Annotated in this window: 22 protein-coding genes, 1 pseudogene and 1 riboswitch; of the genes and pseudogenes, 19 read left to right on the top strand and 4 right to left on the bottom strand. The window is 63.8% G+C overall.

Features of this window, described 5'->3' with window-relative positions; translation table 11 throughout:
• Positions 1 to 132: 132 nt before the first annotated feature.
• The 13 genes from cobT (at position 133) to K0F85_RS14020 (ending at position 13,008) form a co-directional block, all read left to right on the top strand.
• Positions 133 to 1,173, top strand: coding sequence for a nicotinate-nucleotide--dimethylbenzimidazole phosphoribosyltransferase (gene cobT, locus K0F85_RS14080; protein WP_219116613.1), 1,041 nt, complete (start codon positions 133 to 135; stop codon positions 1,171 to 1,173).
• A 4-nt stretch (positions 1,174 to 1,177) separates the two neighbouring features.
• The gene (locus tag K0F85_RS14075; RefSeq protein WP_219116612.1) at positions 1,178 to 1,984 is read left to right on the top strand and encodes an adenosylcobinamide-GDP ribazoletransferase; all 807 of its coding nucleotides are present in this window, start codon (positions 1,178 to 1,180) and stop codon (positions 1,982 to 1,984) included.
• A gap of 4 nt (positions 1,985 to 1,988) precedes the next feature.
• Positions 1,989 to 2,543 carry a histidine phosphatase family protein gene (locus tag K0F85_RS14070; protein ID WP_219116611.1) on the top strand — a complete coding sequence of 185 codons (555 nt, stop codon included), beginning with the start codon at positions 1,989 to 1,991 and terminating at the stop codon, positions 2,541 to 2,543.
• 44 nt (positions 2,544 to 2,587) lie between these two features.
• Positions 2,588 to 2,830: riboswitch (cobalamin riboswitch) on the top strand.
• Positions 2,831 to 2,958: 128 nt separating this feature from the next.
• A complete protein-coding gene (locus tag K0F85_RS14065; RefSeq protein WP_219116610.1) occupies positions 2,959 to 4,830 on the top strand; it encodes a TonB-dependent receptor domain-containing protein in 1,872 nt (623 codons plus the stop codon).
• 88 nt (positions 4,831 to 4,918) lie between these two features.
• Positions 4,919 to 5,944 (top strand): iron ABC transporter permease, encoded by a 1,026-nt coding sequence (locus K0F85_RS14060; protein WP_219116609.1) that lies wholly within the window; start codon positions 4,919 to 4,921, stop codon positions 5,942 to 5,944.
• On the top strand, positions 5,941 to 6,714 hold the full coding sequence (locus K0F85_RS14055; protein ID WP_219116608.1) for an ABC transporter ATP-binding protein: 774 nt from the start codon (positions 5,941 to 5,943) through the stop codon (positions 6,712 to 6,714). The genes K0F85_RS14060 and K0F85_RS14055 overlap by 4 nt, the downstream gene beginning before the upstream one ends.
• On the top strand, positions 6,711 to 7,355 hold the full coding sequence (gene cobO / locus K0F85_RS14050) for a cob(I)yrinic acid a,c-diamide adenosyltransferase (protein WP_219116607.1): 645 nt from the start codon (positions 6,711 to 6,713) through the stop codon (positions 7,353 to 7,355). The genes K0F85_RS14055 and cobO overlap by 4 nt, the downstream gene beginning before the upstream one ends.
• Before the next feature lie 7 nt (positions 7,356 to 7,362).
• A complete protein-coding gene (gene cobU / locus K0F85_RS14045; RefSeq protein WP_219116606.1) occupies positions 7,363 to 7,929 on the top strand; it encodes a bifunctional adenosylcobinamide kinase/adenosylcobinamide-phosphate guanylyltransferase in 567 nt (188 codons plus the stop codon).
• Positions 7,923 to 8,876 (top strand): adenosylcobinamide-phosphate synthase CbiB, encoded by a 954-nt coding sequence (cbiB, locus tag K0F85_RS14040; protein WP_219116605.1) that lies wholly within the window; start codon positions 7,923 to 7,925, stop codon positions 8,874 to 8,876. Before cobU ends, cbiB begins: the two co-directional genes overlap by 7 nt.
• On the top strand, positions 8,869 to 9,855 hold the full coding sequence (gene cobD / locus K0F85_RS14035) for a threonine-phosphate decarboxylase CobD (RefSeq protein WP_219116604.1): 987 nt from the start codon (positions 8,869 to 8,871) through the stop codon (positions 9,853 to 9,855). Before cbiB ends, cobD begins: the two co-directional genes overlap by 8 nt.
• A complete protein-coding gene (locus K0F85_RS14030; protein ID WP_219116603.1) occupies positions 9,852 to 10,763 on the top strand; it encodes a cobalamin-binding protein in 912 nt (303 codons plus the stop codon). Before cobD ends, K0F85_RS14030 begins: the two co-directional genes overlap by 4 nt.
• The gene (locus tag K0F85_RS14025) at positions 10,760 to 11,557 is read left to right on the top strand and encodes an ABC transporter substrate-binding protein (protein WP_219116602.1); all 798 of its coding nucleotides are present in this window, start codon (positions 10,760 to 10,762) and stop codon (positions 11,555 to 11,557) included. Before K0F85_RS14030 ends, K0F85_RS14025 begins: the two co-directional genes overlap by 4 nt.
• Positions 11,554 to 13,008, top strand: a complete 1,455-nt coding sequence (locus tag K0F85_RS14020; RefSeq protein ID WP_219116601.1) for a cobyric acid synthase — start codon at positions 11,554 to 11,556, stop codon at positions 13,006 to 13,008. The genes K0F85_RS14025 and K0F85_RS14020 overlap by 4 nt, the downstream gene beginning before the upstream one ends.
• Before the next feature lie 3 nt (positions 13,009 to 13,011).
• On the opposite strand, the gene K0F85_RS14015 is transcribed toward K0F85_RS14020, so the two are convergent.
• A complete protein-coding gene (locus K0F85_RS14015) occupies positions 13,012 to 14,166 on the bottom strand; it encodes a hypothetical protein (protein WP_219116600.1) in 1,155 nt (384 codons plus the stop codon).
• 206 nt (positions 14,167 to 14,372) lie between these two features.
• Here K0F85_RS14015 and K0F85_RS14010 point away from each other — a divergent pair, with 206 nt between their 5' ends.
• The 6 genes from K0F85_RS14010 (at position 14,373) to yacG (ending at position 19,798) form a co-directional block, all read left to right on the top strand.
• Positions 14,373 to 15,845, top strand: coding sequence for a DHA2 family efflux MFS transporter permease subunit (locus K0F85_RS14010; protein WP_257572767.1), 1,473 nt, complete (start codon positions 14,373 to 14,375; stop codon positions 15,843 to 15,845).
• A gap of 73 nt (positions 15,846 to 15,918) precedes the next feature.
• Positions 15,919 to 17,115 (top strand): type II secretion system F family protein, encoded by a 1,197-nt coding sequence (locus K0F85_RS14005; RefSeq protein WP_219116599.1) that lies wholly within the window; start codon positions 15,919 to 15,921, stop codon positions 17,113 to 17,115.
• 106 nt (positions 17,116 to 17,221) lie between these two features.
• The gene (locus K0F85_RS14000; RefSeq protein WP_219116634.1) at positions 17,222 to 18,091 is read left to right on the top strand and encodes an A24 family peptidase; all 870 of its coding nucleotides are present in this window, start codon (positions 17,222 to 17,224) and stop codon (positions 18,089 to 18,091) included.
• Positions 18,092 to 18,122: 31 nt separating this feature from the next.
• The gene (gene coaE, locus K0F85_RS13995) at positions 18,123 to 18,770 is read left to right on the top strand and encodes a dephospho-CoA kinase (protein WP_219116598.1); all 648 of its coding nucleotides are present in this window, start codon (positions 18,123 to 18,125) and stop codon (positions 18,768 to 18,770) included.
• A 62-nt stretch (positions 18,771 to 18,832) separates the two neighbouring features.
• Positions 18,833 to 19,588, top strand: a complete 756-nt coding sequence (gene zapD, locus K0F85_RS13990; RefSeq protein ID WP_219116597.1) for a cell division protein ZapD — start codon at positions 18,833 to 18,835, stop codon at positions 19,586 to 19,588.
• 18 nt (positions 19,589 to 19,606) lie between these two features.
• Positions 19,607 to 19,798 (top strand): DNA gyrase inhibitor YacG, encoded by a 192-nt coding sequence (gene yacG, locus K0F85_RS13985; RefSeq protein ID WP_034748814.1) that lies wholly within the window; start codon positions 19,607 to 19,609, stop codon positions 19,796 to 19,798.
• A 3-nt stretch (positions 19,799 to 19,801) separates the two neighbouring features.
• Here yacG and K0F85_RS13980 read toward each other — a convergent pair whose 3' ends face one another.
• From K0F85_RS13980 to K0F85_RS28775, 3 genes and pseudogenes are all read right to left on the bottom strand, one after another.
• A complete protein-coding gene (locus K0F85_RS13980) occupies positions 19,802 to 20,218 on the bottom strand; it encodes a VapC toxin family PIN domain ribonuclease (protein ID WP_219116596.1) in 417 nt (138 codons plus the stop codon).
• Between the two features lie 6 nt (positions 20,219 to 20,224).
• Positions 20,225 to 20,434, bottom strand: a complete 210-nt coding sequence (locus tag K0F85_RS13975; RefSeq protein WP_219116595.1) for a DNA-binding protein — start codon at positions 20,432 to 20,434, stop codon at positions 20,225 to 20,227.
• Positions 20,435 to 20,550: 116 nt separating this feature from the next.
• A pseudogene (locus tag K0F85_RS28775) lies at positions 20,551 to 20,645 on the bottom strand (8-oxo-dGTP diphosphatase MutT); the annotation flags it as partial.

The following is a 20,645-nucleotide window of genomic DNA, read 5'->3' as shown; positions in this document are numbered from 1 at the left end:
TGCGTCGTTCAGCGAGGGGGCGAATTATAGCCCTGCCACGCACGCCTCGCAAGGGCTATTTTGCGGCAGGGTAAATATTGCTGTGTGATATCGTAGCGCTGGCAATATCCTGCCGTATCCACCTTGACTCCCATGCCTATCCCACACATCTGCTCCACCGCCAATCCCGCCCTGGCCAGCGCACTCGAACATGCCATCAATAGCAAAACCAAGCCGCTGGGCAGCCTGGGACAACTGGAAACCCTGGCCCGCCAGATCGGCCTGATCCAGCAAAGCACACAGCTGGCATTGCGCCAGCCTGCCATCATCGTTTTTGCGGCCGACCATGGCGTCGTCGCCGAAGGCATTTCCGCCTATCCGCAAAGCGTGACCTGGCAAATGGTGGAAAACTTCCTCGGCAACGGCGCCGCCATCAATGTCTTTGCCCGTCAGTCCGATTGCGCCCTATATATAGTAGATGCTGGCGTAAACCATGATTTCGGCCCGCGCGACGGCTTGCTTGATCGTAAGCAAGGTCCCGGCACCCGCAACTTTGCCAACGAAGCCGCCATGAGCCAGGAGCAATGCCTGGCAGCCATGCAGGCCGGGATGGACCTGGTCGCCACGCTCGACGGCAATGTACTGGGCTTTGGTGAAATGGGCATCGGCAACACCACCGCCGCTGCCGCGCTGATGCACAAGCTAACGCAAACGCCTGTCGCCGACTGCGTGGGCGCCGGTACCGGCCTATCCAAGGATGGCATATTGCACAAGCAGCATGTGATCGAAGCGGCCGTCGCCCATCATGCGGCAGCCCAAGATCCACTCGAGGTGCTGGCCACCTTTGGCGGTTTCGAGATCGCCATGATGACTGGCGCCATGCTCAAAGCCGCCGAACGGCGCATGATTTTGCTGATCGACGGCTTCATCGTCAGCAGCGCCCTGCTGGTGGCGGCCCGTCTGCAGCCGGCCATCCTCGATTATTGCGTGTTTTCGCACTGCTCCGATGAGAACGGCCACCGCCAGCTGCTGGCCAGCCTGGGAGCGCGTCCACTGCTGCAACTCGATTTGCGCTTAGGTGAAGGCACGGGTTCGGCACTGGCCTTGCCGCTGCTGCACGCGGCCGTCAATTTCATGCGCGAGATGGCCACCTTCGCCTCGGCCCAGGTCAGCGAAAAGTCCACGCCAGACTAAGACCATGGCCAACCCCGTTTCCGCAGCGCTCCATCAGTGCCGCCTCTTCTTCATTGCGCTGCAGTTCTTCACGCGCCTGCCCATCCCCCGCTGGGTGGGTTTCGCGCCGGACTGGCTACAGCACGCCTCGCGCTACTTTCCGCTGGTCGGCGTGGTGGTAGCAGCCACTAGTGGCGCAGTGTATCTGCTGGCCAGCTGGCTCCTGCCTTCGACGATGGCCGTGCTGCTGGCCGTCGCCGCCGGCATTTATCTGACGGGCGCCTTTCATGAAGACGGCTTCGCCGACATGTGCGACGGCTTTGGCGGTGGACTGACGCGCGAGCGGGTGCTGGAAATCATGAAGGATTCGCGCATCGGCGCGTATGGCGCCATCGGTATTGTCTGCCTGCTGGCCATCAAATGCGCGGCACTCGCTTCGCTGCCGCCCGCCGCATTAGTGACGACCTTATTCGTCGCCCATCCGCTCTCGCGCCTGGCAGCCGTCTCGCTGATCTGGCTCATGGACTATGCGCGCGATGAAGGCAAGGCCAAGCCGATGGCGCAGGAGATGACTACGGCAGAATTCTTTATCGCCGCCGTCTGCGCCCTGTTACCCGCCATCGCCTGCGGCGTACTGGGAATACTTGACTGGGCGGCGCTGGTCCTTGCCATCATGGCGGCCGCAGGCAGCGCATTCTGGCTGGGCCGAAAGTGCCAGCACCGCCTGCAAGGCTACACAGGCGACTGCCTGGGTGCCGTACAGCAAGTGGCGGAAGTGGCGATTTACCTGGCCATTCTCTCCAGCTTCCAGCCTCCGATGCACTTTCATTGAGCCCATGCGCCTGATCCTCGTCCGCCACCCCACGCCGCAGGTAACCAGCGGCACCTGCTACGGCGGCAGCGACGTGGCGGTGGCGCCGCATGAAATGGCGAAAGTGCGTGCCAGCCTGCAAGCCTCCCTGCCGGTCGACGTGCCACTCTTTGCCAGCCCCCTGCGCCGCTGCGCCGACCTGGCGTCAGCATTGGCGCAAGACTTGCCTTCCAGCGACTTGCGCTTCGACGAGCGGCTGGCGGAGATGGATTTCGGCACATGGGAAATGCAGCCATGGCACGCGATCGCGCGCGCAGACATCGATGCCTGGGCGGCCGACCTGGCCTGGTACCGCCCCGGCGGCGGTGAGAATGTGCTGGCGATGGCCGCCCGCGTGGATGCATTTTTAGGCGATCTGTTGCGCGAACAACACGAAACAGCCATCATCATCTGCCATGCGGGCACCATCCGCCTGCTGTCGGCGCTGCAAGCCCGGCTGCCATTGGAAGAAACGGCCGTGCTGGCCGCCCATTGCGCTCATAAAATCGCCTACGGTGCGACGGTCGTCATCGATTTCTGATAGCGAATCGTCCAGCCGGGCATTTGAGTCCACGCCCGCTGCACGTATAATGACCGGGTTTTGGTGCTCGCGCTCATGTCCATGAGCGCAGTTAAACGGGAAACACGATGCCGCAACTGCGGCGAACGTGTGCTGCCCCCGCAACGGTAAGCAAGTGTCGTCCCTCCCGACAGGAGGCGGGCGACGAGCTATCCCTGACAACCACTGTGCTTGCAATCATCGAGCATGGGAAGGTGGGATAGCCGTACTTGCCAGCCCGGATACCGGCCAGGACAGGTGGAAGTGTGCGAACGGGGATGTTCGCGATCCGAATGGCCCCTGTGGCCATCTTCGATCGTCATTGTCAGTTCCCACTTCTGTTCAATCTGGCCTACGGGGACGTCGGCTGGTTGCATATTACTTACTGAAAATTATCATGACCCATGCTGTTTCCCGCCACGCGGCGCTCACGTCGCTTGCGCTAGCCATTGCCGCGCCTGCCGCTTTCGCTCAAGCCACGCCAGATACCTTCGATCCAGTCATCGTCACCGCCAGCCGCTACCCTCAGCACCTGAGCGAAGTATTGAGCGATACGCAGACCATCAGCTCGGAAGACATCGCGCGCTCAGGCGCCGGTACGCTGATCGACCTGCTGCAAAAACAGCGCGGTATCGAAGTGACCCGCAATGGCGGCGCAGGCACCTCGGCCAGCGTGTTCATCCGCGGCGCGAACAGCAACCAGAATATCGTACTGGTCGATGGCGTGCGCATCGGCTCGTCTACCCTGGGCACGGCCAACTGGAGCGCCCTGCCCCTGTCGAGCATCGACCACGTTGAAATCGTCTACGGTCCGCTGAGCACCATGTATGGCGCCGATGCCATCGGCGGCGTGATCCAGATCTTCACCAAGAAAGGCGACGGCGCCACGCGCTTCTCTGCTTTCGCCGGTTACGGCAGCAACAACACGCGTCAGGCGGAAGCCAGCGTTGCCGGTTCGACGGGCGGCGTGAACAGCTTCAGCTACGCGCTGGCGGCAGGCAAGGAAAAATCGGATGGTTTCTCCGCCTCCAAGCTGGGCGCCTCCTCGTTCACCTACAACCCGGACAAGGACGGCTACGACAAGGAAAACGTCAGCGGCCAGTTCGGCTACCAGATGGCCAAGGGCCATGAAGTTGGCCTGGTGTTCCTGAATAGCGAACTGAAATCCCAGTACGACGCCGGCCCGGGCTACGATGCACGCAGCAACCAGAAGCTGCAAAACGTCTCCGTCTTCACCAAGAATGAATTCCTGCCAAACTGGACCAGCGAACTGCGCTACGCGGAAGCGCGCGACAAGTCGGGCGATGACAGCAGTGCGGCATCGTATGGCAAAAGCCAGATCGACACCAAGCAGACCGACATCACCTGGCAAAACGACATCCGCATCGGCCGCGACAACCTGCAATTGCTGGCCAGCTACCGCGATGAAGATGTCATGTCGAGCAGCACGCCGGAAGTAACGGGCGCACGCAATACCAAGTCCTATGCAGCGGCATACAACATGGTACGCGGCGCGCACCTGTTCAATATCAGCGGCCGCCGCGACGACAACTCGGCATTCGGCTCGCACAACACGGGCAGCATCGCCTATGGCTACCGCATCAGTAATGCGCTGCGCGCCAACGCCAGCTACGGCACCAGCTTCCGCGCACCGACCTTCAATGAACTGTACTACCCGGGGTATGGCCTGGCATCGAACAAGCCGGAAACGGGCCGCAACGCGGAAATCGGCCTGCACTACAACGACGGCGTATCGCAAGCCAGCGCGACCTACTACCATAACAAGGTCACCGACCTGCTGGTCAATACCACGCCATGCCCGGACCCGCTGTTCAACGGCAGCTATGGTTGCGCCTACAACGTCAACAAAGCCCTGCTCGAAGGCGTGACTCTGGCGGCCAGCCGCAAGTTCGGCGCCTTCAATGTCAGTGGCAATATCGACCTGCAGGACCCACGCGATGAAACCAAGGACAAGCAGCTGCAGCGTCGTGCCAAGCAGCACGCCAATGTCGCCGTTGACTACACGCTGGGCGCGCTGACCTCGGGCGCCGAATGGCAGCTGTCGGGCAAACGCTACGACGATGCCGCCAACAAGAACATCCTGGGCGGCTATGGCCTGGTCAATCTGTACGCCACCTACCAGTTTGCTCCTGAGTGGTCGGTGCTGGCCCGCTGGAACAACATCGCCAACAAGAACTACGAACTGGCCCGTTTCTATGCCACGCCAGGCTCGAAAGTCTTCGTTGGCGTACGCTACGGCATGAAATAACCATGAAGTAATGATGTAAGCTGCGGGCGATGGCATGCCGCCGTCGCCCGCAGATGCAGTTCTGCAGTCCCCGTTTTTAAGGCAGTACATGCACCCATTTTTCCGCAACATGCGCCACCGCGCCACCTTGATCCTCACGGTGCTGATCGTGTGCGCAATTGCCAGCCTGATTTTCTCCGGCATGATCGGTTCGATCGCGATTCCGCTCGCCGACCTGCCGTCCGCCCTCTTCCATGTATTGCAAGGCAAGACCGATACCCTCGCCGCCACCCTGCTCGACCTGCGCCTGGGCCGCGCGCTGACCGCGTTTGTCACCGGCGCGGCGCTCTCCTTGGCCGGCGTCATGATGCAGGCGCTGCTGCGCAATCCCCTGGCTGACCCGTATGTGCTGGGTATTTCCGCTGGCGCCTCCGTAGGCGCGCTGGCCGCGCTGCTGTTCATGTGCGCGCTGTGGGTGGTCGACGCGGCCGCCTTTGCCGGCGCCGTCGGCGTGTCCATGCTGCTGTACTTCTTTGCCCGGCGCGACCTGCGCGGCGGCACGGCGGCCGAAGGCGGCGCCTCGCTCTTGCTGCTGACAGGCGTGATCCTGGCATCTGCCTGCATGGCCATCGTCACCCTGATGCTCTCGATTGCGCCGGAAAGCCGCTTGCGCAGCATGGTGTTCTGGATGATCGGCGACCTGTCTGGCGCACCCGCGCGGCTGATGCCCTGGCTGGTCCTGGCCGGCGCCCTGGTCTTTGCGCTGCGCTGCGCGCGCTCGCTAAACGTCATGGCGCTGCACGCGGAAGCGGCCAGCACCCTGGGCGTACGCGTGGGCGCCCTGCGCAAGGGGCTGTTCTTCTGTTCCGGCCTGCTCACGGCCAGCGCCGTCACCAGCGCCGGCAGCGTGGGTTTTGTCGGCCTGATCGTGCCACATGCGCTGCGTTTCGCCTGCGGTCCCGATCACCGCCTGTTGATACCAGCCGCGGCGCTGGCCGGCGGCACCTTCCTCGTGCTGGCCGATACCCTGGCGCGCACCGTGCTGGCGCCCTTGCAATTGCCTGTCGGCGTGGTCACGGCCATGATAGGCGCGCCCGTCTTCCTGTACCAACTGCACCGATTACGCCGCACATGATACGTACTTACCAACTCGGCCTGAAAGCAGGCACGCGCTCCCTCGTGGAAAACCTCATCTGGCACATCAGGGATGGCGAATGCTGGAGCGTCATCGGCCGCAATGGCGCGGGCAAGAGCACTCTGCTGCGCGTGCTGGCCGGCTTGCGCGAACCGGATGCGGGCCACGTGACGATACAGGGCCGCGCCCTGATCGACTGGCCAATCGAAGAACTGGCACGCGAACGGGCCTTCCTGGCGCAGGCGCGCCACGATGCATTCTCGTACCGCGTCATCGAAACGGTGCTGTCGGCGCGCCATCCGTATCACGACAACCATTACTGGGAAGGCAGCGACGACCAGCGCATCGCCCTGGCGGCGCTTGCCTCGATGGAAGTGGAGCACCTGGTCGAACGCGATGTGCGCAGCCTGTCCGGCGGCGAACGCCAGCGCGTGGCCATCGCCGCCATGCTGGCGCAGGACACGCCCTTGCTCCTGCTGGACGAACCGGCCAACGCGCTGGACCTGGCGCACCAGGTCAGCGTCATGGGCCTGCTGTCAAAGCTGTGCCGCGAACAGAACAAAACCGTGGTGATGGTGGGGCATGACCTGAACCTGGCGCACAGCGTCTCGACCCATGCGCTGCTGCTGATGGGCGACGGCGGCTGGCTGGCCGGTCCCGTGGCCGAGGTAATGCAGGCTTCCACCCTGGGCGACTACCTGGGCCATCCTATCGAGATCATCGATCATGGCAAACGCAAGATATTCATACCGAAAGAGGATCAGACATGAGCAATAGCAAGACAATCGATGCGGACACCGCAGCCAATACCGCAGCTATAAACGAACGCCACCGCGTGCGCATGGAGCGCAAGAAGGCCATCATCGATGCGGCCATCGCCAAGGCCGACAAGGAAATCGGCATCATCATCGTCAACACGGGCAATGGCAAGGGCAAGAGTTCGAGCGGTTTCGGCATGGCCATCCGCGCCATGGGCCACGGCATGAAAGTGGGCGTGGTGCAGTTCATCAAGGGCGCCATGTCGACGGGCGAAGAGAAATTCCTGCGCCGCTTCCCCGACGAAATCAGTTTTCACGCGATGGGCGAAGGCTATACCTGGGAAACGCAGAACCGCGAGCGCGACATCGAAAAGGCTGAACTGGCATGGGAGCAGGCGAAGACCTTCCTGGCCGATCCCAGCTACGGCCTGGTGCTGTTCGATGAACTCAATATCGCCCTCAAGTACAACTACCTCGACGTGCATAAAGTCATCGCCGACCTGCTGGAACGCCCGGCCATGCAGCACGTGGTCATCACGGGCCGTGGCGCACCGGACGAATTGATCGCCATCGCCGATACCGTCACCGAAATGGCCGTCGTCAAGCATGCGTATGCGGCCGGCATCGGTGCACAAATCGGCACCGAGTGGTAACAGCGTCATGACGCGCACCCTGGTCTTTGGCGGCGCCCGATCCGGCAAGAGCGCCTATGCGGAAATGCTGGCCCGCGAGTCCGGCAAGGAAGTCGTCTACATCGCCACCGCGCAGGCGGGCGACGGCGAAATGGCCACGCGCATCGCGCATCACCGAGTACAGCGCCCGGCAGAATGGGCCACCCTGGAAGAACCGCTGCGCCTCGGCGACGCCCTCCTGCAGCAGGCGCGCCCCGGCCGCCTGCTGCTGGTCGACTGCCTGACCCTGTGGCTGACGAATCTGATGTTTTCCAGCGGCGAGACCTATCCCGACGTGGGCGACATCGCCCTGCCCGAACTGTTCCACAGCGAGCGCGCGCACCTGCTGTACGCTCTGGACGAAGTGGAAGAAACCGGCTGCGACCTCGTGCTGGTATCGAACGAAGTAGGCATGGGCATCGTACCCTACGGCGCCATCTCGCGCTGCTTCACCGATGAAGCAGGCCGCCTGAACCAGGCCGTGGCGGCCAGTTGCGACCGGGCCGTTTTTGTCGCGGCCGGCCTGCCGCTATACCTGAAAGGCGGCCCATGCTGAGCGGCTTGTCGCTGCCCATGCTGGCCGCCTTGATGACGGCTGGCGTACTGCTCGACCTGATCCTGGGCGAGACGCGCCGCTGGCACCCACTGGTGGGCTTTGGCCGCCTCGCCAGCATGCTGGAACGCCTGCTGAACCGTGGCCGCAGACGCTTCCTGCGCGGCGCCGTCGCATGGTCGCTGGCCGTACTGCCTCTCAGCTATGCCGCCTACTGGCTGTGCGGCCTGGCCGGCGCCACATTGCATGTCTTCCTGCTGTACCTGTCCCTGGGCTTGCGCAGCCTGCGCGACCATAACCAGCCGATCGCCGATGCCCTGGCCATGAATGACCTGGACAACGCGCGCCTGCTGACGGCGCGCATCGTCAGCCGCGACACGGCCAACGCGGATGCGGCCAGCCTGGCCAAGGCCAGCACCGAGTCTTTGCTGGAAAACGGCAATGACGCCGTCTTTGGCACCCTGTTCTGGTTTGCCGTGGCGGGCGGCCCCGGCGCCGTGCTATTCAGGCTGGCCAATACCCTCGATGCCATGTGGGGTTACCGCAACGCACGCTATGACTGGTTCGGCTGCTGCGCCGCGCGCATCGACGACGTCCTCAATTACCTGCCGGCGCGCCTGACGGCCCTGTCCTATGTCTTGCTGGGCAAGAGCATGGCGGACAAAAGGCGCGCCTGGCACTGCTGGCGCAGCCAGGCCCCGAGCTGGGGCAGCCCGAACGCGGGGCCCGTGATGGCCAGCGGCGCCGGTGCCCTGGGCCTGGCCCTCGGTGGCGACGCCATCTACGACGGTGAACTGGAGCGCCGCCCGCCGCTGGGCGCCGGCCGTCCCGCCGAAGCGCGCGATATCGACCGCGCCTGGCGCCTGGTGGCCGAAACGGCCGTGCTGTGGCTGATCTGGGTGGCGCTGCTGGCCGGGCTGTACTATCTGAGAGGGACATACCTTGCTTGAACATGGCGGCAACCTGCGCGACGCGGCGCGCGAATACGGCAGACCCATCGCCGACTGGATCGACCTGTCGACCGGCATCAACCCGCACTGGTATGCAGCGCCAGCACCAGACGCCAACGCCTGGCACCGGCTGCCGGAAGCCGATCCCGCGCTGGTGGCCGCCGCCTGCGCGTATTACGGTGCGCCAGCCATGCTGCCCGTGGCTGGCACGCAGGCCGCCATCCAGGCCCTGCCCCGGCTGCGCGCAGCCTCGCGCGTGACAGTGGCGGCACCGTCCTACGCGGAACACGCGCACCACTGGGGCCAGCACGGCCACGCACTGCGCCAAGTGCCGTATGCACAGCTGGCCGCTGCCGTGGACCACTGCGACGTGCTGGTCATCTGCAATCCGAACAACCCCACGGGCGAGCGCATCGCCCCCGAGGTATTGCTGGAGTGGGCCGGCAAGCTGGCAGCGCGCGGCGGCTGGGTGGTGGTCGATGAAGCATTTGGCGACACGGAAACACACGCCAGCCTCGCTCCGCACACAACGCAGCCAGGATTGATCGTGCTGCGCTCCGTCGGCAAATTCTTTGGCCTGGCGGGATTGCGCCTGGGCTTTGTCGCCGCCCATCCCGCGCTGCTGGCCCGGCTGGCCGACATGTTGGGCCCGTGGACCGTCAGCGGCCCGGCGCAACAAGTGGCGCTGGCCGCCTTGAACGACACGCACTGGCAAGGAGCGATGCGCGAGCGCCTGCGCGACGAAGGCGCCCGCCTGCGCCAGCTATTGGCAGCGCACCGCATCGCCAGCAACGGCACGGCGCTATTCCAGTGGTGGCCGGAAGAACGTGCCGCCGCCTTCCGGCAGCACATGGCAGTATCGGGCATCTGGGTGCGCCTGTTCCGCCACGCGGCCCATGGCATCCGCCTGGGCCTGCCCCCCGACGAACCTGCCTGGCTGCGCCTGCAGCAGGCCCTCACCGCATGGAAGCACCTATGAAGCACTTGAAAACCACACTGCTGCTGGCAGGATTGATCTCCTTGCAGGCGCATGCCGCCATCACCGTGCGCGACGACGACGGCAATACCGTCACCGTGGAAAGACCGGCGCAGCGCATCCTGGCGCTGGCACCGCATGTCACGGAACTGCTGTTCGCAGCCGGTGGCGGCGATAAAATCGCCGGTGTCGTCAGCTATAGCGACTATCCGGAAGCGGCAAAGAAGATCACGCAAGTGGGCGACAACCGCCAGTACGACATGGAGCGCATCATCGCCCTGAAGCCGGACCTGATCGTCGTGTGGATGCATGGCAGCGCCGAGCGCCAGATCGCCATGCTGCGCCAGTTGAAGGTGCCCATCTATCACAGCGAGCCACGCAAACTGGCCGACATCCCCGACAGCATGGAGCGCCTGGGCCAGCTGATGGGCACGGAAAAAACCGCGCAACCAGCCGCCGCCCGGCTACGCGCCAGACTGGCCAGCTTGACGGCGCAGTACGCGCAGCGCCCGCCCGTGCGCGTGTTTTACCAGGTGTGGGATAAACCCTTGTACACCTTGAGCGGCGCGAGCATCATCAGCGACTCCATGCGCCTGTGCGGTGGCCTGAACGTGTTTGCCGCGATGAAGGTCGTGGCGCCCGTCGTCACGCCGGAAGGCGTGCTGCAGGAAGATCCGGAAGTCATCTTCGGCACCAGCGAAAAAAGCGACCCGCGCAGCGAAGGTGGCCTGGCTATGTGGCGCGCCTTCCCGTCGATGACGGCCGTGCGCCGCAATAATCTGTTCCGCCTGAATGGCGACCTGCTGAACCGCGCCGGCCCGCGCATGATCGAAGGCACGGCCGCCATGTGCGAGCAGCTGGAAGCGGCACGCCAGCGCCGCAGCGCTCCCGCAGCCAAGGCCGCGCCATGAGTCACTACCAGCGCATTGCCTGCCTGTCGACGGAAGCCGTCGAGACGCTGTACGCGCTGGGCGCGCAAGACGTCATCGCGGGCATCTCCGGCTTCACCGTGCGTCCAACACGGGCGCGCGAGGAAAAAACCAAGATCAGCGGCTTTTCCTCGTCGAACCTGGAACGCATCCTGGCCGTCCAGCCCGACCTCGTGATCGGCTTTTGCGATATGCAGGCAGACATCTGCCGCGACCTGGTCAAGGCTGGCATCGAAGTGCACCAGTTCAACCAACGCACGGTGGACGGTATCTTGCGCATGATCGGCGTGCTGGCTGCGCTGGTACAGCGCGAGGAAACGGGCCGTACACTGATCGCTAGCCTGCGCGCTGACATCGCCGCCGCCCGGACCCGCGCCGCAGCCTGGACGCGCAAGCCCGTGATTTACTTTGAAGAGTGGAACGATCCCCTGATGAGCGGCATCGGCTGGGCCGCAGAACTGATCGACATCGCCGGCGGCACGGACGCCTTCCCGGCATTGTCCGCGCAGCCGGGCGCGAAAGAGCGCATCATCGCCGATCCTTGCTCCGTGGTGCGGCGCGCGCCCGACATCATCATCGCCAGCTGGTGCGGCAAGAAGTTCCAGCCGGCGCAGCTGGCGGCACGCCCGGGCTGGGATGCGATTCCCGCCGTACGCAATGACATGCTGTTCGAGATCAAGTCGCCCGACATTCTTTCACCCGGTCCGGCCGCCATCACGGAAGGCTTGCGCCAGATTAGCGACATCATCGCGCAGTGGCAGGAGCACCAGCCATGAATAGCCCCTTCCCCGCCCTGATGGTGCAAGGCACGACGTCCGACGCGGGCAAGAGCACCATCGTTGCAGCCCTATGTCGCTTGTTGAAGCGCCGTGGCGTGACGGTGGCGCCGTTCAAGCCGCAAAACATGGCCTTGAATAGCGCGGTGACGAGCGACGGCGGCGAGATCGGCCGCGCGCAAGCCTTGCAGGCGCTGGCCTGCGGTATCGCGCCGCACACGGACATGAACCCGGTGCTGCTGAAGCCTTCGTCAAACACGGGCGCGCAGGTGATCATCCACGGCAAGGTGCGCGCCGAGATGGATGCGCGCGACTACCAGCAATACAAGACCGTCGCCATGGGGGCCGTGCTCGAATCGTACGCGCGCTTGCGCCAGCAATACGCCGCCGTCATCGTCGAAGGTGCGGGCAGCCCCGCCGAAGTCAACCTGCGCGCGCGCGACATCGCCAACATGGGCTTTGCCGAAGCCGTCGACTGCCCCGTGATCCTGGTGGCCGACATCGACCGGGGCGGCGTCTTCGCCCACATCATCGGCACCCTGGCCTGCCTGTCCGAAAGCGAACGGGCGCGCATCCTCGGCTTTGTCATCAACCGCTTTCGTGGCGACATATCCCTGCTTCAACCCGGCATCGACTGGCTGGAACAGCAGACGGGCAAGCCCGTGCTGGCCGTGCTGCCCTATCTGCAAGGCCTGTTCCTCGATGCGGAAGATGCTGTCGAAGCCATGCAGGCCGAACGTGGCGCCTTCAAGGTGGTGGTGCCGCAACTGCCGCGCATCAGCAACCACACGGATGTCGACGCGCTGCGCGCCCACCCCGACATCGACCTGCAATTCATCCAGCAGGGACAACCCATCCCACCGGCCGACCTGGTGATCCTGCCCGGCAGTAAAAACACGCGCGGCGACCTGGCCTGGCTGCAGCAGCAGGGCTGGCCCGCCTACCTGGCGAAGCACCTGCGCTATGGCGGCAAGGTAATCGGCATATGCGGCGGCTTCCAGATGCTGGGGCAATCCGTACACGACCCGCTGGGAGTGGAAGGTGCGGTAGGAGACTCCGCAGCACTGGGATTGTTGGACATGGTGACGGAGCTGACCAGCGACAAGCGGCTGGAACAGGTGCGCGGCCACTGCGCGTTCGCTGGCGCAGGCGATGCGCCCGTGGCAGGCTATGAAATCCACATGGGCGTCTCGCATGGCGCGGCGCTGGCGCAGCCGGCTTTTGTCATCGATGGGCGCGCGGAAGGGGCGGTGTCGGACGACGGACAAATCCTCGGCAGCTATTTGCACGGCATGTTCGACACGCCCGCCGCGTGTTCAGCGCTGCTGCGCTGGGCCGGGCTGGACTCCGGCCACACGGTGGATACCGCCGCCCTGCGCGAAGCCAGCCTGGAGCGCATCGCCGATGCGGCTCTGCCGCTGCTGGCCGCCCTGGATCACCTCAAACGCTAGCGACTATTTTTTCAGGCACATGCCCATGTACGAGCGGTCAGTCGAAAACTCGACCGCCATGCTCGATGACACGGGCATGAACATCGAATAGTCGGCCGGCACGTCGGCGGGGTCTTTGAAGACGGCGATGCCATCGAAATCGACGGCCTGCGCACCCAGGCCCAGCTTGTTGACGGTGATGGTTTCCGCATGCATCTTACCGGTCGTGTTATTCGTCAGGGTGGCGGTGCTGCCGGCAAGCTCGATCTTGGCACTGATGCCCGACGCCGCGCAGGCGTAACTGCCGGCGATTTCGGTGCCGATCTTCTGTTGTTTGGCGGCCACGATGGTACCTACGCGCAGGACGTTTTCCTGGTTACGGCTATAGCGGTCGATGAACAGCGCCAGCCCCCGGTCCCCGGCGTGCACATGCACGATGCCGAAGTCCTGGCCACCCTGGCGGGCGACGAGCAAGCCGCTCTTCGCATCCTTGACCAGGGTCAGGCTGGCGTTTTCCGCTTCCAGCTGCGGCGATACTGCAGAGCACACGCCTTGCGCGTTGAAAACGCCGCCATTGCACAGTTGGGCCGCTCCGTCGGCTGCGATCTTGAGACTGCCTTTCGGATTGAAGCGGTCAGCGCCGTTCGATGCATTGCGCATCGCACCCAGGAAAATATAGTTACCGGCCAGCTTGGCCACGTCACCCACCGCATAGCCGCTACCGCTGACGGTCGAGACCATGCTTCCCAGCTTGATATTGCCCGACAGAAGACGCGTGCGTGCATCGACGGTGACGCTGAAATCCGTTGCCGTGTAGGTGGTGAGATTGCCGGTGGTAGTAGCGCTGAACGTACCGCTGCGGTCGCTCAAGCCGAACTGCGTCGACAGAACACGGATGGCATAGGTTTTCTTGACGCTGTCAAACGTGATGCGCCAGGTGTCGCCAATATCGGCGGCCACGTCATACACGCTTTCATCGCTGCTGGCGCCGGCAATGAGGTTCAGGCCGGCCGCCTTGGCCACGGCTTCCGATGCCAGCGTCACGCTGTCGGCGGGAACGACGGGAGGCGTGACTACGACGGGCGGCGCGACGGGTGCTTCCGGCGTGCCGCCATCACTGCCGCCACCGCATGCGGACAGGGCCGCGCCCAGGACAAGGTAAGTAAGTGCATTTTTCATGTAGTGTGACTTTCAGGGAAAGAGGAGGCCGGCGCTGCCAGAAAACACATGCTAGCCTTGCCCGCAATCTATTGCCATGGAACAAATGTTCCATGGACGCTGCCCCCGGCACGCTGTCAGAATGGAGGGCGCGGGCGGCACGCCGGCGCCATTTATGTGACAATTCATCGTACTGTCGGCTCCGTTTCTCCTCCTCAGGCTCACCCATGACCAGTTCCCCGATTAAAAGCTACCTACCCTGGGTGGTCGCCACCGCCCTGTTCATGGAGCAACTCGACTCCACCATCGTCAACACCGCCATCCCCGCCATGGCCGCCAGCCTGAATGTGACGCCGCTGAGCCTGAAGGCCGTCGTCACCAGCTACATCCTGAGCCTGGCTGTGTGCATTCCCATCAGCGGCTGGATGGCCGACCGCTTCGGCACGCGGCGCGTGTTTTCCGCTGCCGTCGCCATCTTTACCATCGCCTCCATCCTGTGCGGACTGTCCGTGAATGCGCCCATGCTGGTGGCCGCGCGCCTGCTGCAAGGGGTGGGCGCGGCCATGATGATGCCGGTAGGCCGGCTCACCATCATCCGCACCTTTCCCAAATCGCAACTACTGGCGGCCATGAATTTCGTCATCATCCCCGCCCTGATCGGCCCGCTGCTGGGACCTACCGTGGGTGGACTGATCGTGCACTGGCTGTCCTGGCGCGAGATCTTCTTCGTCAACGTGCCCGTCGGCCTGGTCGCGCTGTACCTGGCGCACCGCTACATGCCCGATTATTATGGCGACAAGCCCCGTCCGCTGGACCTGATCGGCCTGGTGCTGTTTGGCACGGGCATCGCGCTGCTATCGTGGCTGCTGGAAATCTTTGGCGAGCACAAGATCGACCCCACCTCGGCGGCCGTGCTGCTGTTCATTTCCATCAGCCTGCTGGCCGCGTATGCCTGGCATTCGAGCGAAGTGCTGCACCCGCTGCTGCGCCTGACCCTGTTCAAGATCCGCACCTTCCGCGTTTCCGTGGTGGGCGGCTTCGTTACACGCCTGGGCGTGGGCGGCCTGCCTTTCCTGTTGCCGCTGCTATACCAGCTGGGCCTGGGCTTGCCCGCCTGGCAATCGGGCTTGCTGATGATGCCGTCGGCCGCCGCCGCCATGGGCATGAAATTCATTTCCGCGCGCGTGCTGGCCCGCTTCGGCTACCGCCAGGTACTGATCGTCAACACTGTGCTGATCGGTATCACCATCGCCATGTTTTCGCAGGTGGGCGTGGGCACGCCCCTGTACGTGATCGTCGCCATCAGCCTGTGCATGGGCTTTTTCAATTCGCTGCAATTTTCCAGCATGAACACCATCGCGTATGCCGATGTCGACAAGACCGACTCCAGCATGGCCAGCACTATCGCCAGTTCGATGCAGCAACTGTCGATGAGCTTTGGACTGGCCTTCGGTTCGCTGATCACGGGCTGGTACCTGGGCGACATGCCGCAGTCGGACCGCGCCATGCTCAGCACGGCCCTGCACCACGCCTTCCTCACCCTGGCGGCACTGACGGTGCTGTCCTCGCTGACTTTCTGGACCTTGCGCCGCGACGATGGCGAAAGCATCAGCAGGGGCACGGACAGCGACGAGGAAGATGCGGCCGACGTGAAGGCCCAGGCCGTGGTGCAGACGGAAGTGCAAACCACAAAAGGCTGAGCCACATCAAGCTTGCCGCCAGCGCCGCTGGTGCTTTTGCCTGACGCTGCTACCGTGACGGCAGGAGGTGCACATGGCGGCCGAACGGCGCTTTGCATGGAAGGGCACGGACCGCCATGGCAAGGCGGTCGATGGCGTCTTGCGCGCTGCCGACGCCAGCGCTGCCAAGGCGGCGCTAAGACGCCTGGGCATCCTGGCCACCCGGGTGCAGGCAGCGCGCACCGCTCCCGGCAAGGCCATCACGCGCAAGGATATCGCGCTGTTTACGCGCCAGCTGTCGACCATGATGGCGGCCGGCGTGCCGCTGCTGCACGCCTTCGATATCGCCGGCAAGGGCCACGCAAAACCCGCGATCACCGAGCTGATGCACGACTTGCGCCACGACATCGAAGCGGGTAGCAGCCTGCAGCAGGCATTCCGCCAGTTCCCACTGCTGTTTGACGAGCTGTATTGCAATCTGCTGGCGGCAGGCGAACAGGCCGGCATCGTGCAGGATTTGCTGGCGCGCCTGGCCACGCACCAGGAAAAAGCCATTGCTCTGCGGCGACAGGTACGCGGCGCGCTGATGTATCCGCTGGCCATCGTGCTCGTCGCCATCGTCGTCACGGCCATCATCATGAGCGTCGTCGTGCCCGCTTTCCGCCAGGTCTTCGACAGCTTCGGCGCGCCCTTGCCACTGCCCACCCTGCTCGTCATGGGCCTGTCTGCCTTTCTCGTGCGCTACTGGCTGGCCGTGCTGGCGGCACTGCTGCTGGCCTGGCTGTTGTCGTACCTGGCCTGGCGCCGCTGGCCCGCCTTGCGTCGGAACACACAAGTGCAGGCGCTGCGCCTGCCCGTGTTCGGTCCACTCCTGCGCAAGACAGCGATCGCCCGCTGGACGCGCACCCTGGCCGCCATGTTCGCCGCCGGCGTGCCGCTGCTCGACTCGCTCGGCCTGGTGGGCGCCGCCTCCGGCCACGCGCTGTACCAGGAGGCGACGGCGCGCATCGAGCGTGAAATCCGCGCCGGCGGCAGCCTGGCCGTTGCCATGGAGCACAGCGGCGTATTTCCCCCGCTGCTGACGCAACTGGCCCTGATCGGCGAGGAAGCGGGCGCGCTCGACGCCATGCTGTCGCGCGCGGCCGACATCATCGAGGCGGACATCGACGCCACAGTGGCCACCCTCTCGGCCCTGCTGGAACCGGCGCTGATGGTGGTGCTGGGCGTGCTGGTCGGTTCCCTCGTGATCGCCTTGTATCTGCCGATTTTCAAGCTGGGCGCCGTGATTTGACTGCGCAGCCTGCGCAAAACGCCCCCATGCGCTGGCAGATGTTTTACACTGCGGCAGTGCCAGGCAATGTTTGCGCGGCAACATCATCACCTCTGACAAATCCACCATGCTGCAAGATACCCTGCTGTTCGCCGCGCCCGGCAATCTGCCCGTCGCCCTCGTCGCCGCCCTGTTCGGCCTGATCGTCGGCAGCTTCCTCAACGTGGTGATCCACCGCGTGCCGAAAATGATGCAGCGCGAATCCGATAATTATGTGGCGGAAGAAAGCGGCTTGCCCTTGCCCCACACAGACCGCTACAACCTGATGCTGCCGCACTCGCACTGCACCGCTTGCGGCCACCGCATCACGGCCATGGAGAACATTCCCGTCCTCAGTTACCTGCTGCTGCGCGGCAAGTGCAGCGCCTGCAAGGCGCCCATCGCCGTGCGCTATCCGCTGGTCGAACTGCTGACGGGCGCGCTGTCGGCCCTCTTGATCTGGCATTTTGGCAGCGGCTGGACGGGCCTGGCCACGCTCGTATTTGCATGGCTGCTGATCGCCATGACCTTCATCGATGCCGATACGCAAATGCTGCCCGACGACCTGACCTTTCCCTTGCTGTGGGCTGGTCTGCTGGTCAATATCAATGGCACCTTCGTGCAGCTGCAGGATGCCGTCATCGGCGCGGCCGCCGGCTACCTGGCCCTGTGGGCAGTGTACTGGGCCTTCAAGCTGGCGACAGGCAAGGAGGGAATGGGCTATGGTGACTTCAAATTACTGGCGGCGCTCGGTGCCTGGCTGGGCTGGACCATGTTGCCGACGATCATATTATTGTCGTCCCTGGTCGGCGCCGTGGTCGGCATCAGCCTGATCGTCTTCGCCAGGCGGGGGCGCGACAAACCAATACCGTTCGGCCCCTACCTGGCGGCGGCAGGCCTGATCGCCCTGCTGTATGGCACGCCCCTGTCGCGCCTTACGCTGGGCCTGGTCGGCTGAGCGGCGCAGCACTGCCCCTATGGATAAATACATGCAAATACAAAACGCCCCTTATTTCAGCGTGGGACTCACCGGCGGCATCGGTTGCGGCAAGAGCACGGTGGCCGACCTGTTCGCCGCACGCGGCGCCACCATCGTCGATACCGACCAGATCGCCCACAGCCTGACGGCAGCGAATGGCGCCGCCATGCCAGCCCTGGTGGCGCAATTCGGTCCCGACTACGCCGATGCGCGCGGCGCCCTCGACCGCACAAAAATGCGCAAACTGGTGTTTTCCGACGCCGCCGCCAAGGCCAGGCTGGAAGCCATCCTGCACCCGCGCATCCGCCAGGCCACCCTCGCTGCGGCCGCCGAAGCGACGGGCAGCTACGTGATCTTTGCCGTGCCCCTGCTGGTCGAGTCCGGCGGATGGGTGGAAAGAGTCAACCGCGTACTGGTCATCGATTGCCTGGAAAGTCTGCAAGTGTCGCGCGTGATGGCGCGCAATGGCTTATCGGAAGAACAAGTCAAAGCCATCATGGCCACGCAGGCCACGCGTGCCATGCGCCTGGCGGCGGCGGACGATGTGATCGACAACAATGGCGATTTGGCCGCCCTGGCACCGCAGATTGCCCAGTTGCACGAGTTATATCTGGCATTTTCAAAAAGAATGGCTGGAATCGGGCCGCAACGTTTGTAATTTGTCGACGCTTGGTTCAAAATCACGGGATTGTTTGCAGGTCCTTACTTAAGGGAATTATTTTGATTGTCTACGAATACCCTTTCAACGAACGCATACGTACCTTGTTGCGGCTGGAAGACCTGTACGACAAATTCAAGTTCTTCATCCAGCAAGAACATGCAATGCAGCACCATGTTGCCTTGGCAACTATTTTCGATATGCTCGAAGTGGCCGGCCGTGCCGACCTGAAGTCCGACCTGCTGCAGGAACTCGAGCGCCAGCGCCAGAGTCTGCTGGGCTACCGCAGCAATCCGAATGTAGAACCGGAAACCCTCGATGCCATCCTCGGTGAACTCGACAGTGTCAGCGGCGCCCTGGTGGCGGCGCAGGGCAAGACGGGCCAGAATATCCGCGACAATGAATGGCTGATGAGCATCCGCGGCCGCACCATCATCCCCGGTGGCGCCTGCGAATTCGACTTGCCATCCTACTTTGCCTGGCAAAAACGCAGCTCCGAACAGCGCCTGACCGACATCCACGCCTGGTTCGCTCCGCTGGCGCCCCTGTTCGATGCGCTGGCCCTGGTATTGCGCCTGCTGCGCGATTCCGGCGGCCCCGTTAAACTGATCGCCAATGGCGGCAGCTATCAGCAAATGCTGCAAGGCAAGGTATACCAGATGCTGCGCCTGAGCCTGGATGAAAACAGCGGCGCCATCCCGGAAATTTCCGCCAACAAATATATGCTGTGGGTACGCTTCACCACCCAGGGCGGTGACTTGAAACCCAAGCCGATGGAAGAAGATGTCCCGTTCGAGCTCACGCTCTGTAATTTTTAACTGTTACTTATTTGCCCCATCATGACCGTCGTTAATTGCCCTACCTGTGCCGCCAAAGTCGAATGGACTGAAGCCAACAAATTCCGCCCCTTCTGCTCGGAACGCTGCAAGCAGATCGACCTGGGTGCCTGGGCCGAGGAAAAATACACGATCCCTGCCGCCGACCCGTTCGAAGATCCGCTGGCGGACGAAGACAACAAACCCCAGTAGTCCTCAGCGAAATGGATTTTCCAGGCACAGCCCCTGCGCCAGGAAACTGTCGAGCCTGCCACTGACCACCGTCAAGCCATAGGCGATGCCCATCGCCGCAATCTGTCCATCCACGCCATGCCCGCAGCCGCGAGCATGCAGGCGCGCGCACACGAGCGCGCAATCGAGATCGAATTCCAGCAAGCGGGGCGCGTACTCTGCCAGCACGGCTTCGAGCCAGGCTTCCAGCGCCAATGCTTCCAGCGCCGCTTCGCGCCGCCAGCTGCGCTGTATGCCTGCGCGCAATTGCGCGATACCTTGCACCGGCACATAGCGCGCCTCAGGCGGCACCCGCTCGAAAAAGGCGCTCACGCCTGCCGGCGCCGCACCGCCCTTGCGCGCTGCAACGATGACATCCGTATCGACCAGGTAGGCGCCCATGTCAGCTCAGGAGCAGTGTTCGAAATCCGTAGCAGGCCCCACATCGGGCATGTTGCGCAAAATATCGTCGAGCGGGCGCTTCGGCAGCGGCCGCAAGGCGCTGCGCAGGATGTCGCGGTGCTCCTCTTCGATGCTGCGCCCATGCGCGCGGGCACGCTTGTGCAGCGCGGCGATCAGCAATTCATCGGTATCGCTAAAGGTCAGTGTCAGCGGCATGCGAGACTCCCCCGGTGCTTGATGCAAGCACTGTAGCGCAAAGCGCGCACGATACAAGGAAAGTCACAGGAAAGCTTGCGCCAGCACGCAGCATGGTGCTGCCCGCTGGCACCAGATCAGGCCGGCGCCAGCGAGTCCCGGCGTACCTCGTCAAGCCATTCCAGCAGCGGAATGGTGGCGGGCAGCAAAGGTTCCACGCCAACCACGCCTT

The sequence above is a fragment of the Janthinobacterium sp. UMAB-56 genome, from assembly GCF_900095265.1.
Lineage (GTDB): Bacteria > Pseudomonadota > Gammaproteobacteria > Burkholderiales > Burkholderiaceae_D > Janthinobacterium.
The sequence above is the reverse complement of the archived record's forward strand: the minus strand, read 5'-3'. Positions and strand labels throughout refer to the sequence as shown.